12 protein-coding genes are annotated in these 15,486 nt (G+C 72.3%); 6 read left to right on the forward strand and 6 right to left on the reverse strand.

Going from position 1 to position 15,486, the window contains the following annotated elements; genetic code table 11:
- The first annotated feature begins 124 nt into the window (after positions 1-124).
- The 5 genes from AB0424_RS04895 (at position 125) to AB0424_RS04915 (ending at position 6,175) form a co-directional block, all read left to right on the forward strand.
- Entirely contained in the window at positions 125-1,453 is a 1,329-nt protein-coding gene (locus tag AB0424_RS04895; protein WP_366302310.1) for a DUF2252 domain-containing protein, read from the forward strand.
- Positions 1,454-1,539: 86 nt separating this feature from the next.
- Complete coding sequence (locus tag AB0424_RS04900; protein ID WP_366302312.1) at positions 1,540-2,226, forward strand: hypothetical protein; 687 nt, start codon at positions 1,540-1,542, stop codon at positions 2,224-2,226.
- Between the two features lie 50 nt (positions 2,227-2,276).
- Positions 2,277-3,092, forward strand: coding sequence for a DsbA family protein (locus tag AB0424_RS04905; protein ID WP_366302314.1), 816 nt, complete (start codon positions 2,277-2,279; stop codon positions 3,090-3,092).
- Positions 3,093-3,227: 135 nt separating this feature from the next.
- The gene (locus AB0424_RS04910; RefSeq protein WP_366302315.1) at positions 3,228-4,877 is read left to right on the forward strand and encodes an alkaline phosphatase D family protein; all 1,650 of its coding nucleotides are present in this window, start codon (positions 3,228-3,230) and stop codon (positions 4,875-4,877) included.
- Positions 4,878-5,203: 326 nt separating this feature from the next.
- Positions 5,204-6,175 carry a zinc metalloprotease gene (locus AB0424_RS04915; RefSeq protein ID WP_366302316.1) on the forward strand — a complete coding sequence of 324 codons (972 nt, stop codon included), beginning with the start codon at positions 5,204-5,206 and terminating at the stop codon, positions 6,173-6,175.
- A gap of 76 nt (positions 6,176-6,251) precedes the next feature.
- On the opposite strand, the gene AB0424_RS04920 is transcribed toward AB0424_RS04915, so the two are convergent.
- The 6 genes from AB0424_RS04920 to AB0424_RS04945 all read right to left on the reverse strand — a co-directional run bounded on the left by AB0424_RS04920 (position 6,252) and on the right by AB0424_RS04945 (position 11,491).
- On the reverse strand, positions 6,252-6,821 hold the full coding sequence (locus tag AB0424_RS04920) for a dienelactone hydrolase family protein (protein WP_366302317.1): 570 nt from the start codon (positions 6,819-6,821) through the stop codon (positions 6,252-6,254).
- Between the two features lie 54 nt (positions 6,822-6,875).
- Positions 6,876-8,462: a Na+/H+ antiporter gene (locus tag AB0424_RS04925; RefSeq protein WP_366302319.1), complete on the reverse strand. Its 1,587-nt coding sequence runs from the start codon at positions 8,460-8,462 to the stop codon at positions 6,876-6,878.
- Positions 8,463-8,561: 99 nt separating this feature from the next.
- The gene (locus AB0424_RS04930) at positions 8,562-9,029 is read right to left on the reverse strand and encodes a GNAT family N-acetyltransferase (protein WP_366302321.1); all 468 of its coding nucleotides are present in this window, start codon (positions 9,027-9,029) and stop codon (positions 8,562-8,564) included.
- Complete coding sequence (locus tag AB0424_RS04935) at positions 9,026-9,967, reverse strand: RluA family pseudouridine synthase (RefSeq protein WP_366302322.1); 942 nt, start codon at positions 9,965-9,967, stop codon at positions 9,026-9,028. Before AB0424_RS04935 ends, AB0424_RS04930 begins: the two co-directional genes overlap by 4 nt.
- Before the next feature lie 52 nt (positions 9,968-10,019).
- Positions 10,020-10,634, reverse strand: a complete 615-nt coding sequence (gene lspA, locus AB0424_RS04940) for a signal peptidase II (protein WP_366302324.1) — start codon at positions 10,632-10,634, stop codon at positions 10,020-10,022.
- An 80-nt stretch (positions 10,635-10,714) separates the two neighbouring features.
- Positions 10,715-11,491, reverse strand: a complete 777-nt coding sequence (locus AB0424_RS04945; RefSeq protein WP_366302325.1) for a TraR/DksA C4-type zinc finger protein — start codon at positions 11,489-11,491, stop codon at positions 10,715-10,717.
- Positions 11,492-12,032: 541 nt separating this feature from the next.
- Here AB0424_RS04945 and ileS point away from each other — a divergent pair.
- A complete protein-coding gene (ileS, locus tag AB0424_RS04950; RefSeq protein WP_366302327.1) occupies positions 12,033-15,176 on the forward strand; it encodes an isoleucine--tRNA ligase in 3,144 nt (1,047 codons plus the stop codon).
- Positions 15,177-15,486 lie beyond the last annotated feature (310 nt).

The following is a 15,486-nucleotide window of genomic DNA, read 5'->3' on the forward strand; positions in this document are numbered from 1 at the left end:
CTACGTCGGCCGAGTGACAGACGGCGGGCACTCGCGGCTAGGGTCGCGCGTTGAGAGGCAGGGAACACCTGTCCCAATTGTCATGAACGTTCTCGCAGCACGCCCGGTACCAGGAGGCACCTCGATGTCGGTCCCCCAGCCCACCGCAACGGAGCGCGGTGAGCACATCCTCGCCGTCTTCGACACCGCCTTCGGCGAGCTCCTGGCCGCCGACCCGGCGGCCTTCCGCGTCAAGTTCCGGAAGATGGCCGGCTCCGCCTTCGCCTTCTACCGGGGCACGGCCTGCCTCTTCTACGCGGACCAGGAGCACGAGGCGCACGGCGGCGGCCCCTACCTGGACGAGCGCACCGGCCGGGTGTGGATCCACGGCGACCTGCACGCCGAGAACTTCGGCACCTACATGGACGCCAACGGCCGGCTGATCTTCAACGTCAACGACTTCGACGAGGCGTACGTCGGCCCCTTCACCTGGGACCTCAAGCGGCTCGCCGCCTCCCTCGCGCTGATCGGCTACACAAAGGCGCTCAGCGACGGACAGATCACCGAGCTGGTCCGGATCTACGCCGCCGCCTACCGGGAGCGCATCCACGCCCTCGCGACGGGCGCCAAGGGCGACGAGGTCCCCTCCTTCACGCTGGAGACGGCCGAGGGGGCGCTGCTCGGCGCCCTGCGCGAGGCGCGGTCGCTGACCCGCTTCGGGCTGCTCGACTCGATGACCGAGATCCGGGAGTACGAGCGCCGCTTCTCGTCGGGCGGCGGCACGATCGAGCTGGACGCAGCCACCCGGTACAAGGTCCTGGCCGCGTTCGACGGCTACCTGGAGACGCTGCCGGAGTCGAGCCTGGCCCGTCCCGACTCCTACCGGGTCAAGGACGTGGTGGGACGGCGCGGCATCGGCATCGGCTCGGCCGGCCTGCCCTCGTACAACATCCTCCTGGAGGGCAACAGCGACGCCCTGGAGAACGACGTGGTGATCTACCTCAAGCAGGCGCAGACCCCGGCGGTCTCGCGGCACGTCACGGACCCGGCGGTGCGCGACTACTTCCGGCACGAGGGGCACCGCACGGTGATCTCGCAGCGGGCGCTGCAGGCGCACGCGGACCCGTGGCTGGGCTGGACGGAGCTGGACGGCGCCGGGCAGCTGGTCGCCGAGGTCTCGCCGTACGCGGTGGACCTCGACTGGTCGGACATCGACGACCCGGAGGAGATCGCGGCGACCGTCGCGGACCTGGGCCGGGCGACGGCGACCATGCACGCGGCGGCGGACGACTCCAGCGGCCACTCCCTGGTCCCCTTCTCCACGGAGCGGGCGATCGACGCGGCCATCGCGGCGGACGAGGAGGGCTTCGCCGAGCTCCTGGTGGACTTCGCGCACACCTACGGCGCCCGGGCGCGGGCCGACCACCAGATCTTCGTGGACCTCTACCGCAACGGCCGGATCCCGGGCCTGTAGAGGGGCGTGCCGGGAGGGTCCCGCGGGGTGCTCCACAGACTTCCTTTAGGGACCTCTTACGGGCACCCGTGACAGACTCCACGACGATGGACATGGCAGGGACGCAGCTGAGGGCGCTGCGGGCGGCGTTCTTCACGACCCTGGTCGTGACGCTGTCCGTGGCGTCCCACGTGCTGCTCTCGGGCGTGCCGCTGCCGCTGGGGACGGTCGTCCCGGTCGCGGTCGGCGTCTTCGCCGTGGCGTACGCGCTGGCCGGCCGCGAGCGGGGCCTCGGCCCGATCGCCGGGCTCCTCGTCCCGCTGGAACTGGCCGCCGACACGCTCTTCACCAGCGGCCAGGCGGTCTGCTACGGCCCCGCCGGCGGCCCGGTCGCCGGCTCGCTGCGCGCGGTGGGCGTGGAGGTGTTCTGCGGCGGCGCCGTGGGGACCCCGCTGCCCGGTGTGGTGAGCCCCGAGGGCGGGGGCGCCGCCGCCCTGCTCGACTCCCCCGACCCGGCGCTGCCGTGGCTGCTGCTCCTGGCCCATGTGGGCGTCGGGCTGTCGGCGGCGTGCTGGCTGCGCGGCGGGGAGCGTGCGCTGGCCCGGCTGGCCGGCGCGGTGGAGGCGTTCGCGTTCCGTCCGCTGCTGCTGGTGGCGGCGTTCTTCCGGACGGCCGGACCGGCGCCGCGGCGCGCGGGGCGGCCCGCGGGGCGGCCCCGGCCCTCCCGCACCCGGCTTCTCGTGCACTCCGTGGGACGGCGGGGACCGCCTGACCCGGGCTTCGCCCTCGTCTGAGCGCGTCCCGCGGTTCCCCCTGCCTTCCCTCTCTCACGGAGATCACGATCATGAGTGCACGCAACAGCCAGTCCCACAAGGCCGCCGCCCGCGAGCGGCTGCGCGTCGAGCGCGAACGCCAGGCGAAGAAGGAGCGGGCCCGCCGGCAGCTCGTCGTCGGCGTCTCGGCCGTCGCGGTCCTGGCCGCCGCCGGCGGCATCGGCTACGCGGTGGTGCAGTCCAACCAGCCGTCCCGGTGGGAGACGGCGGCGGACGCGAAGACCGTGTCGGCCCCGAAGAACACCACCGGCGCGAACGGCACGACGGTCGTGATCGGCAAGTCGTCCGCGAAGAAGACCCTGGAGCTGTACGAGGACTCGCGCTGCCCGGTCTGCGCGACCTTCGAGCAGTCCGTGGGCTCCACGGTCGAGAAGGACGTCGAGGCCGGCAAGTACAAGATCCGGTACGTGGGCGCGACCTTCATCGACGACGGCATCCCGGGCGAGGGCTCGAAGAACGCCCTGTCGGCGCTGGGCGCGGCGCTGGACGTGAGCCCCGAGGCGTTCCTGAAGTACAAGTCGGCCCTCTACTCGACGCAGTTCCACCCCGAGGAGCGCGACGACAAGTTCGCCGAGGACTCCTACCTCCTGGAGGTGGCGGACTCGGTGCCGGCGCTGAAGGGCAACGCCGCCTTCCGCAAGCACGTGGAGGACGGCACCTTCGACGCCTGGGCGATGAAGATGTCCGCGGCCTTCGACGCGAGCGGGGTGACGGGCACCCCGACCCTGAAGATGGACGGCAAGCCGGTGACGGCGGCGGGCAGCGACAGCCCGCCGATGACGCCGGCCGAGTTCGAGACGGCGATCGCCGCGGCCCTCGGGGCCTGACCCCGCCCCCTTCCCCCGCTCCCCGCCCCCCGCGCCGCCTCGGCCGGGGGGCGGGGGCGTCCGGGGGGCGACGAGTCGGCGAACTTCCGGATTTCGCCTGCCCAACAGCCGTACTCGTCAGTAATCTGACTGGCCGTGACCAGTCGTTTCATATCCCCTGCCCCCACCCGCCGCACGGTCGTCAAGGCCGCCGCCGCCACCGCTGCCGTGGCACCCGCCCTGCTCGGCGCGGCGGCCCCGGCCCTCGCCGACACCGGGGCACCCGCCTTCCTCCACGGTGTCGCCTCGGGCGACCCGCTGCCCGACGGCGTCCTGCTCTGGACGCGCGTCACCCCCGCCCCCGAGGCCGTGCCCGGATCGGGCCTCGGCCCGGACGTCCGGGTCGGCTGGGAGCTCGCCGAGGACCGCTCCTTCGCCCGGGTCGTCGCCTCCGGCACGACCACGGCGAGCGCCGCCTCCGACCACACCGTCAAGGCCGACGTCCGGGGCCTGCGCCCGGCCACCGCCTACTGGTTCCGCTTCACCGCGGGCGCCGCCGTCTCGCCGGCCGCGCGCACCCGGACGGCCCCGGCCGCCGACGCCGCCGCACCCGGCGTCCGCTTCGGCGTGGTCTCCTGCGCCAACTGGGAGTCCGGCCACTTCTCCGCCTACCGCCACCTCGCCGGCCGCGCCGACCTGGACGCGGTCCTCCACCTCGGCGACTACGTCTACGAGTACGCCAGCGGCGCCTACCCGGAGGCGAAGTACGTCGTCCGGCAGCACGAGCCGCGCCACGAGATCGTCTCCCTCGCCGACTACCGCACCCGGCACGGGAACTACAAGACGGACCCCGACCTCCAGGCGCTGCACGCGGCCCACCCGGTGATCGCCATCTGGGACGACCACGAGTTCGCCAACGACGCCTGGTCCGGGGGCGCCGAGAACCACACCCCCGGCGCCGAGGGCGAGTGGGCGGCCCGGGTGGCCGCCGCCAAGCAGGCGTACTTCGAGTGGATGCCGGTCCGCGCCTCCACGGAGGGCACCGTCTTCCGTCGGCTGCGCTTCGGCAGGCTGGCCGATCTGCACCTGCTCGACCTCCGCTCGTTCCGCTCGGCGCCCGCGAAGACGGCCAGCGGCGCGGTCGACGACCCGGAGCGCAGCATCACCGGCCGCGCCCAGCTGGACTGGCTCAAGGCCGGCCTCGCCGGCTCGGACGCGACCTGGCAGCTGGTCGGCACCTCGGTGATGATCTCGCCGGTCGCCTTCGGCTCCCTGCCGGCGTACCTCCTGGAGCCGCTGGCCGGACTGATGGGGCTGCCGAAGGAGGGGCTCGCGGTCAACGTCGACCAGTGGGACGGCTACACCGACGACCGCAGGGAGCTGCTGGGCCACCTGACCTCGCGGGCGATCCGCAACACCGTCTTCCTGACCGGCGACATCCACATGGCGTGGGCCAACGACGTGCCGGTGAAGGCGGCGACGTACCCCCTGTCGGCCTCGGCGGCGACCGAGTTCGTGGTCACCTCGGTGACCTCGGACAACCTGGACGACCTGCTGCACGTGGCGCCGGGGACGCTCTCGGTGGTGGCGGCGGGCGCGGTCAAGGCGGCCAACCGGCACGTGAAGTGGGTGGACATGGACCACCACGGCTACGGGGTGCTCGACGTGACGTCCGAGCGCTCGCAGATGGACTACTACACGGTCTCCGACAAGGCCGACCCGGACGCGACGACGGCCTGGGCGCGCTCCTACCGGACGCTGAGCGGAACGCAGCGTGTCGAACGGGTGTACCAGCCGGTGCGCTGACCGACATCCATGGGCGATTTTCAGCCATGATCCTTCGTGTTAACGGGAGATCACATGGCTACGGCGGGTGGTGATTTCCGGCGATCGAATCCGGACACACCACCCGCCTCTGTCCCGCGGCTCGTTACGTCGGTGTCTCAAACTCCGGAAGCCGCACAAGATTTTCTTCCCGATGCCCCGAATTGCCGCACGAATGATTGGGCTTGATCACCGCTCCTCGGCGTCTGACATGGACGCGTAATCTCCCCGCCGTGGCGGAGGAAGTTCCTCCCCACCACCCCCCGCGAGGAGTCACCGTGCGTGCTCTTGTCCGTATATCGCCGCGTATGTCACGTCGTATGCTCGGCACCGCCGTCATGGCCGGAACCCTGGCCCTGGCCCCGCTGTCCGCCCCCGTCGCCACCGGCGCCGCCACCACCCTGGCCGGGGCCTCCGCCGAGAAGTGCGCGGACGGCACCACCGCGCTCTCCGGCGCCCGCAAGGCGCGCGGCGCCGACACCCACGCCGCCGAGCCGAACGACGTCACGGCCGCCAAGGCCAAGGCGATGGACGACGACCTGAAGAAGAAGCTCGCCGCCGCCCGCTCCGAAGGCCGCCTCAGCGCGGCCGCCGGCGCGGCCGCCGTGGTGAACATCCCCGTCTACTTCCACGTCATCCACTCCGGCACCACCGGCAAGCTCTCCGCCTCCGCCATCACCAGCCAGATGAACGTCCTGAACGCGGCCTACGCGGGCCAGGGCACCGGCAACGTGAACACCAACTTCCAGTTCACCCTGGCCGGTACCGACTACACGGACAACGCCACCTGGTACAACCTGTCCTCCGGCTCCACCGCCGAGAAGCAGATGAAGCAGACCCTCCGCAAGGGCGGCGCCGGCGCGCTGAACTTCTACACCGCCAAGCTCGGCGGCGGCCTGCTCGGCTGGGCGACCTTCCCGTCCTCGTACAACTCCAGCCCGTCCATGGACGGCGTCGTCGTCCTCGACGCCTCGCTCCCGGGCGGCTCGGCCGCCAACTACAACCAGGGCGACACGGCCACCCACGAGGTCGGCCACTGGATGGGCCTTTACCACACCTTCCAGGGCGGCTGCAACGGCAACGGCGACTACGTCTCCGACACCCCGGCCGAGAGCAGCCCGGCCTACGAGTGCCCGACCGGCCGCGACTCCTGCACCTCCAAGACGGGTGTCGACCCGATCCACAACTTCATGGACTACACGTACGACTCCTGCATGTACCAGTTCACCGCCGGCCAGGTGGCCCGGATGAGCAGCTCCTGGACCGCGTACCGCGCCTGACGCACCGTCCGGACACGGGTGTGGCCCCCGGGGAGCCTTCTCCCCGGGGGCCACACCCCTTCGCCGTCCGTACGCCCTACAGGCTCTCCAGGAAGGCCAGCGCCACCGACCAGGTCCGCTCGGCCGCCTCCTCGTCCCAGTCCGGCAGGTCCGGGTCCGTGTACATGTGCCCCGCGCCGCGGTAGCGGTAGACCTCCACGTCCGCACCGGCCCTGCGCATCTGCAGGTACCACGACGACAGCCAGTCGTCCGTCTCGAACGGGTCGGGCTCGGCCACGTGCAGCTGCACGGGCAGCTCGTCCACCGACACGTTCGGAGCGAGGTCCGAGGTGCCGTGGAGCAGCAGCAGGCCGCGTGCCTTCTCGTCGCCGAGGGCCAGGGTCTGCGCGACCGAGGCGCCGAACGAGAAGCCCGCGTAGACCAGGCCGCGCTCCGAGTACGGGGCGGCGGCCAGGATCGCGCGCTTCAGCAGCTCGTCCTTGCCGAGCTCGTCCCGCTTCGCCATGCCCTCCTCCACCGACTCGGTGGTCCAGCCGTCGAAGAGGTCCGGCACCCACACCCGGTGCCCGGCGGCCCGCAGCCGTTCGGCCGCGGCCTCGACGGCCGGGCGCGGCCCGTGGACCGAGTGGAAAAGCATGATGTCCATGCGTGCCATCCTGCCACCCGCCGGCCGGCACAACCCGGCGCGGGTCCCGGCAGGTCAGCGCAGGCTGCGCACGTCCAGGTGCCGCAGCACCCGGTCGACCACCTCGGGATCGGCGCCCGGCTCGCTGCGCGCCGCGAGGATCTCGTGCCGGGCCGCCGACATCAGCTCCCGCTGGATCCGCTGCACCGCCCTGAACCGTTCCGACCGGGCCGCGTAGGCCGCCCGCCGCTCCTCGTCGACCATGTCCGGGCTGATCCTGGCCCCGATGTCGTACGCGCCGCGCAGCAGCCGCTCCTGGACCTCCTCGGGGAGCTCCTCGACCTCCTCGATCTCCTTCAGCCGGCGTTTCGCGGCCTTCGCGGCCCGGATGGCGAGGTCGCGCTCCAGGGCCCGCTCCGCGTCCGCGTCCGCCCGCACCCCCAGCCGCTTGACCAGCGCCGGCAGCGTCAGCCCCTGGACGACGAGCGTGCCGAGGATCACGCAGAAGGCGATGAAGACGATCTCGTCGCGGGCCGGGAAGGGCGCGCCGTCGTCGGTGGTGAGCGGGATGGCGAGGGCGAGCGCCACCGACGCCACGCCGCGCATCCCCGCCCACCACATGACGACGGTCTCCCGCCAGCTCACCGGGATCTCCTCGTCGACGTCCCGCCGGTGGTGGAGCCGCTTCGCCAGCCAGGTGGCGGGCAGCAGCCACAGCAGCCGGACGCCGACGACCACGCCGACCACGGCGGCGCCCCAGTCGAGCATCTGCCAGCCGCGGCCCTCGGCCACCCCGAAGACATGGGTGAGCTCCAGGCCGATGAGACCGAAGGCGATGCCGGTGACGAGGGTGTCGACGATCTGCCAGAAGGTCTGGCCGGCGAGCCGGCCCATCACGTCGTCGGCGTCGGAAGCGTGCTCGGCCAGGAAGAGCGCGGTGATCAGGACGGCCAGCACGCCGGAGCCGTGCAGCTCCTCGGCGAGGACGTAGCTCACGAAGGGGACGAGGAGCGTGAGCCCGGTCTGCAGCGTCACGTCGCCGAGGACGCCGATCAGCTTGTTGCAGAGCCAGCCGAGACCCACGCCGACGGCCACGGCGACCACGGCGGACAGCACGAACTCGGCGAGGGCCTCGGGCCAGGAGAAGGAGCCGCTGACGGCGGCGGCGATCGCCACGTGGTACAGCACGATCGCGGTGACGTCGTTGAAGAGCCCCTCGCCCTCCAGGATCGACACCAGGCGGCGGGGCAGTCCGAGCGAGCCGGCCACGGCGGTCGCCGCGACCGGGTCGGGCGGGGCGACGAGGGCGCCCAGCGCGATCGCGGCGGCCAGCGGCAGGCCGGGCACCAGGGCGTGCGCGACCGCGCCGACGGCCGCCGTGGTGACGAAGACCAGGGCGACGGCGAGCAGGAAGATGGGCCGCAGGTTCGCCGTGAACTGCCGCCAGGAGGTCCGCTGCACGGAGGCGTACAGCAGCGGCGGGAGCACCAGCGGGAGGATGAACTCCGGCGGGATGTCGACGCTCGGCACGAAGGGCAGGAAGGCCAGCACGATCCCGACGAGCGTCATCAGGACGGGCGCGGGCAGACCGAGCCGGTCGCCCAGCGGGACCGTCAGCAGGGCGCCGAGCAGCAGCAAGAACAACAGGGCCAATTGATCCACGGGCCCACCCTGCCACGTACGTCCGTTTTGACGGCGCTTGCCCCTCTCTGCGGGCCGGTGCCGGGCCACGGCGTCCGGCACCCCTGAGGGGATCGCGGCCTACAGGACCCGGCGCATGGCCCGGTGCGGCATGCCCGCGTCCGGGAACTCGGGGCCGTACGCCTCGTAGCCGAGGCGCTCGTAGAAGCCCAGCGCGTGGGTCTGCGCGTGCAGGTCGACGGCGGTCAGGCCGCGGAGCCTGGCGGCGTCCTCGACGGCGCGCACGAGCGCCGCGCCGACCCCGAGGCCGCGGGCCGCCTTGGCGACCGCGAGCCGGCCGAGCGAGCCCACCGAGGCGTCCCCACCGGTCTTCCCGGCCGCGTCCGCCCCGAACAGCAGGCGCCCGGTGCCCAGCGGAGCCCCGTCCTCGCGCACCGCGAGGACGTGCACCGCGGTCGCGTCGTGGCTGTCGTACTCCAGCTCCCCGGGGACGCCCTGCTCCTCGACGAAGACCTCGCGGCGGACCGCGAAGCACGCCTCCCGGTCGACCGGCTCCGTCGCCTCGCGGACCGCGTACGCCGCGGTCACTGGCTCTCCGCCGCGATCCGGTCCAGCGCCCGCTGGAGGTCCTCGGGGTAGGTGCTGGCGAACTCGACCCACGAGCCGTCACCGGGGTGCTCGAAGCCGAGCCGGACGGCGTGCAGCCACTGCCGGGTCAGGCCCAGGCGCTTGGCGAGCGTCGGGTCGGCGCCGTAGGTCAGGTCGCCGACGCAGGGGTGGCGGTGGGCGGACATGTGCACCCGGATCTGGTGGGTGCGGCCCGTCTCCAGCTTGATGTCGAGCAGCGACGCCGAGCGGTACGCCTCGATGAGGTCGTAGTGCGTGACGGACGCCTTGCCGTCGGCGGTGACGGCCCACTTGTAGTCGTGGTTCGGGTGCCGGCCGATCGGGGCGTCGATGGTGCCGCTCATCGGGTCGGGGTGGCCCTGGACCAGCGCGTTGTAGCGCTTGTCGACCGTGCGCTCCTTGAACTGGCGCTTGAGCGAGGTGTACGCGTACTCGGACTTGGCGACCACCATCAGACCGGAGGTGCCGACGTCCAGGCGGTGCACGATGCCCTGGCGCTCGGCGGCGCCGGAGGTGGAGATGCGGTACCCGGCGGCGGCGAGGCCGCCGATGACCGTGGTGCCCGTCCAGCCGGGACTCGGGTGCGCGGCGACGCCGACCGGCTTCATGATCACGACGATGTCGTCGTCGTCGTGGACGATCTCCATGCCCTCGACGGGCTCCGCGACGATCTGCACGGGCGCGGCCGCGCCGGGCAGCTCGACCTCGAGCCACGCGCCGCCGCTGACCCGCTCGGACTTGCCGACGACGGAGCCGTCGACCTGGACCTTCCCGGCGGCGGCCAGCTCGGCCGCCTTCGTGCGGGAGAACCCGAACATTCGGGCGATGGCGGCGTCGACGCGCTCGCCCTCCAGGCCATCGGGAACGGGCAGGGTGCGGATCTCGGGACTCGTACTCACCCGTCGAGTATGCCTTGTGCGGACGGCACTCCGTCGTCCGCACGGGTCGGGCTCAGTCCTTGTGGACGGTGCCGTCGGGGTCGAGGCCCCGGAACGACAGCAGGACGATCAGGATTCCGCCGCACACGATCGCCGAGTCCGCGAGGTTGAAGACGGCGAAGTGCGCGGGGGCGATGAAGTCGACCACCGCGCCCTCGAAGACGCCCGGCGAGCGGAAGATCCGGTCCGTGAGGTTGCCGAGCGCCCCGCCGAGCAGCAGGCCGAGCGCGATCGCCCACGGCAGGCTGTAGAGCTTGCGCGCCAGCCGGATGATCACGACGATCACCGCGACCGCGATGCAGGTGAAGATGATCGTGAACGCCTCGCCCATGCCGAACGCGGCACCCGGGTTCCGGATGGCGTCGAGCCGCAGCAGGTCCCCGATCAGGTCGATCGGCTCGTGGCCCTCCAGCTTGGCGACCACCAGCATCTTGCTGCCGAGGTCCAGGAGGTAGGCCAGCACGGCCACCACGAACAGCGCGACGATCCGCCGCCTGCCCCTGGGCCGCTCGGGCGCGGTCGTCCCGTCGGAGGCGGCCGCGCCGGGGGCCGCCGCCTCGTCGGAGGCCGCCGCGTCGTCGGCTCCTGCTGAATCCGGCGTACCGATGATGCGCTCCGCCTCTGCCACGTGAGTGAGTCCCTCGACCTCGATGCCTGACCGTGCACCGAGGGTACGGCACAGGCGTACGAGACCGGCAGCCGAGATCGTCAGCCGCGCCGCTCCTGTCGCTGCTTGTCCTCGACGCAGAGCGTGGCCCGCGGGAACGCCTGCATCCGCGCCTTGCCGATGGGCTTGCCGCACACCTCGCAGAGGCCGTACGTGCCCGCGTCGAGCCGCTCCAGGGCGTGCTCGGTCTGCTCCAGCATCTCCCGGGCGTTGGCCGCCAGGGCGAGCTCGTGCTCCCTCGTGATGTTCTTGGTGCCGGTATCGGCCTGGTCGTCCCCGGCGCCGTCGCCCGAGTCCCGCATCAGCCCGGTGAGCTCCTCCTGGGAGTGGACGAGCTCGCTGCGCAGCCGCAGCACCTCCGCCTGGAGGGAGCTGCGGGCCTCGTCGACCTCCTCGGGCGTCCAGGGGTCCTCGCCCGGACGCACCGCGAGCTCGCCGGTACGGGCCGTGGGCACCGCGGCCTCGCTGCCGGCGGTCGTGACGCCACCCGCGGTCTTCTTCGCTGCCACCGTCCTGGCTCCTGTCTGCTTCTTGGCGGCGGGCGCCTTCCTGGCGGCCGCCTTCCTCGCCCCGGCCTTCCTGGCCGGCGTCTTCCCGGCCGGGGCCTCGTCGGCGGGGGCCGCCGCGTCCGACCCGTCGACGGCCGCCTGCCTCCCCGTGGCCGTCTTCCTGGTGGCCGCCTTCCCGGTGGCGGTCTTCCCGGCAGCCGTCTCCGTCGCGACCGCCGACTTCTTGCCGGTCACGTCCTTGGCGGCCTCGGCCGCGCCGCCGGAACCGGCGGCCGTGGTCTTCTTCGCGGCGGTCTTCTTCGCCACCATGTCGCGGCCCCTTCACATTTTGTGATCTTGCTCGCGAATCGTGCTGGGACGATAAATCGGCCCAAGGCCCGCGGCAACGGGGCTCGCCGCCGTTCCCACCCGCCCCCGCTCCCCGCGGGGCGGGCCTGCCTCCGTTGTGCCCAGCTCCCCGGCGGGTTATCCGTACCGCCCCTCCCCCACATGGCCGCACCCGAACTCCGGCCCGCCCCGTGTGGCCATTCGGGTCACGCGAAAACGGGTCCGCCGCGCCGCCCCGGGCCCCGTACACTGGCCACAGCGAAAGGCTTGGATGGGGACGAGTAGCGTCGTACGCAGCCATGAGCGACCCGGGGACGGTGAGAGCCCGGGGGCCGGCCCGATGTGAAGCATCACCCCGGAGCCGTCGGAAGAAAGCCGCAGCACAAGGCGGTGACTAGACCCGGCGTCGCGACCCCAATGAGGGGGCTCAGGGCCTGCGCGCCCGGGGCCAAGGAGGGTGGTACCGCGGGAGCAGCGCTCTCGTCCCTCCGACGGAACGACGACTTTCCGCCGGAGGAACTCGATGACACCGCCGCAGTACCGCCAGGTGCCCGCCCAGGTCGACCTGCCCGCGCTCGAGCACGACGTGCTCGGCTTCTGGGAGGACAACAAGGTCTTCGCCAAGACCCTGGAGCAGTCCGCAGGACGCCCCGAGTGGGTCTTCTACGAGGGCCCGCCCACCGCCAACGGCATGCCCGGCGCCCACCACATCGAGGCCCGCGTCTTCAAGGACGTCTTCCCCCGCTTCCGCACCATGCGCGGCTACCACGTGGCCCGCAAGGCCGGCTGGGACTGCCACGGCCTGCCGGTCGAGCTCGCCGTCGAGAAGGAGCTCGGCTTCTCCGGCAAGAAGGACATCGAGGCGTACGGCATCGCCGAGTTCAACGACAAGTGCCGCGAGTCCGTGACCCGGCACACCGACGCCTTCGCCGAGCTCACGACCCGGATGGGCTACTGGGTCGACCTCGACGACGCCTACCGGACGATGGACCCCTCGTACATCGAGTCGGTGTGGTGGTCCCTCAAGCAGATCTTCGACAAGGACCTGCTCGTCCAGGACCACCGCGTCGCCCCCTGGTGCCCCCGCTGCGGCACCGGCCTCTCCGACCACGAGCTGGCCCAGGGCTACGAGACGGTCGTCGACCCCTCCGTCTACGTCCGCTTCCCGCTGACCTCCGGCCCGCTGGCCGGCAAGGCGGCGCTCCTCGTCTGGACGACGACCCCGTGGACCCTGGTGTCCAACACGGCCGTCGCCGCCCACCCCGAGGTCACCTACGTGGTCGCCACCGACGGCGACGAGCGGGTCGTCGTCGCCCAGCCGCTGGTCGAGAAGGCCCTCGGCGAGGGCTGGGTCACCACCGGCGAGTCCTTCACCGGTGCCGAGATGGAGCGCTGGACCTACCAGCGTCCCTTCGAGCTGGTGGCCTTCCCGGACGAGGCGCACTACGTCGTCAACGCCGAGTACGTCACCACCGAGGACGGCACGGGTCTGGTCCACCAGTCCCCCGCGTTCGGCGAGGACGACCTCAAGGTCTGCAAGGCGTACGGCCTGCCGGTCGTGAACCCGGTCCGCCCCGACGGCACCTTCGAGGAGGACGTCCCGCTGGTCGGCGGCGTCTTCTTCAAGAAGGCCGACGAGGCCCTCACCGCCGACCTGGACGCGCGCGGCCTGCTCTTCAAGCACATCGCCTACGAGCACAGCTACCCGCACTGCTGGCGCTGCCACACGGCCCTGCTCTACTACGCGCAGCCGTCCTGGTACATCCGCACCACGGCGGTCAAGGACCGCATGCTCCAGGAGAACGAGCGGACCAACTGGTTCCCGGACTCCGTCAAGCACGGCCGCTTCGGCGACTGGCTCACCAACAACGTCGACTGGGCGCTCTCCCGCAACCGCTACTGGGGCACCCCGCTGCCCATCTGGCGCTGCGAGGACGACCACCTCACCTGCGTCGGCTCCCGCGCCGAGCTGACCGAGCTGACCGGCACCGACCAGTCCGAGCTCGACCCGCACCGCCCCTACATCGACGCGGTGACCTTCCCCTGTCCGGCCGAGGGCTGCGCGCTGGAGGCCACCCGCGTGCCGGAGGTCATCGACGCCTGGTACGACTCGGGCTCGATGCCGTTCGCGCAGTACGGCTACCCGTACGAGAACAAGGAGCTGTTCGAGAGCCGCTACCCGGCGCAGTTCATCTCCGAGGCGATCGACCAGACCCGCGGCTGGTTCTACACGCTGATGGCGGTCGGCACCCTCGTCTTCGACAAGTCCTCCTACGAGAACGTGGTCTGCCTCGGCCACATCCTCGCCGAGGACGGCCGCAAGATGTCCAAGCACCTGGGCAACATCCTCCAGCCGATCCCGCTGATGGACCAGCACGGCGCCGACGCGGTCCGCTGGTTCATGGCGGCCGGCGGCTCGCCCTGGGCGGCCCGCCGGGTCGGCCACGGCACCATCCAGGAGGTCGTCCGCAAGACCCTCCTGACGTACTGGAACACGGTCGCCTTCCAGGCGCTCTACGCCCGTACCTCCGGCTGGGCCCCGAGCGCCGCGGACCCGGCCCCGGCCGACCGCTCCGTCCTCGACCGCTGGCTCCTCTCCGAGCTCCACACCCTGGTGACCGAGGCCACCGAGGCGATGGAGTCGTACGACACGCAGCGGACCGGCAAGCTCCTCTCCGCCTTCGTCGACGACCTCTCCAACTGGTACGTGCGCCGCTCCCGCCGCCGCTTCTGGCAGGGCGACGCGGCCGCGCTCCGCACACTCCACGACGTCATCGAGACGGTCACCCGCCTCATGGCCCCGCTGACCCCGTTCATCACCGAGCGGGTCTGGCAGGACCTCGTGGTCCCCGTCACCGCCGACGCGCCCGAGTCCGTCCACCTCGCCACCTGGCCCGAGGCGGACGCCGGCCAGATCGACGGCGCCCTGTCCGAGCAGATGCTGCTCGTCCGCCGCCTCGTCGAGCTCGGCCGCGCGACGCGCGCCGAGTCGGGCGTCAAGACCCGCCAGCCGCTCTCCCGCGCGCTCGTGGCGGCCACCGGCTTCGCCGCGCTCTCCCCGGAGCTCCGGGCGCAGATCACGGAGGAGCTGAACGTCTCCTCCCTCGCCTCCCTCTCCGACGTCGGCGGCTCCCTCGTCGACACCACCGCCAAGGCCAACTTCCGGGCCCTCGGCAAGCGCTTCGGCAAGGGCGTCCAGGACGTCGCCAAGGCCGTCGCCGCGGCGGACGCGGCGGCCCTCTCCCTCGCGCTGCGCTCCGGCGAGGCGAGCCTCGACGTCAACGGCGAGACCGTGGCCCTCTCCCCCGAGGAGGTCATCATCACGGAGACCCCGCGCGAGGGCTGGTCCGTCGCCTCCGACTCCGGCGCCACCGTCGCCCTCGACCTGGAGATCACCCCCGAGCTCCGCAAGGCGGGCCTCGCCCGCGACGCGATCCGCCTCATCCAGGAGGCCCGCAAGAACAGCGGCCTCGACGTCGCGGACCGCATCGCGCTGCGCTGGACCTCCGACTCCGCCGAGACCGTCGAGGCGCTCACCGCGCACGCGGCGCTCATCGCGGACGAGGTGCTCGCGACGGATCTCGCGCAGGGTGCGGCGGACGGCTCCTACGGCCCCGCCTTCACCGACGACTCCCTCTCCCTCACCTTCCACCTCCACAAGTCCTGACCCCCCACGAAGGGCCCGGCCACCCCGGCCGGGCCCTTCGCGCTACCCAGCGCCCCCCGTCGCGGGCATTCATGCCCCCCGAGCCGGGCCGGTGTGCCCCCCCGTTGTGGGAGATCGTTCCGCTAGGGCGGCCCCCACCCTCACGACCGGGCCGAGGTGCCCCCCTCGTTGTGGGCAATCGTTCCGCTGGGGCGGCCCCCACCCTCCCGACCGGGCCGAGGTGCCCCCTCCGTTGTGGGCAATCGTTCCGCTGGGGCGGAACGGGTGGGCATAACGGAACGGCGCCCCCTGCCGGGCCTAGGCTTCCGCG

The sequence above is a fragment of the Streptomyces sp. NPDC051180 genome, from assembly GCF_040689545.1.
Taxonomy (GTDB): Bacteria; Actinomycetota; Actinomycetes; order Streptomycetales; family Streptomycetaceae; genus Streptomyces.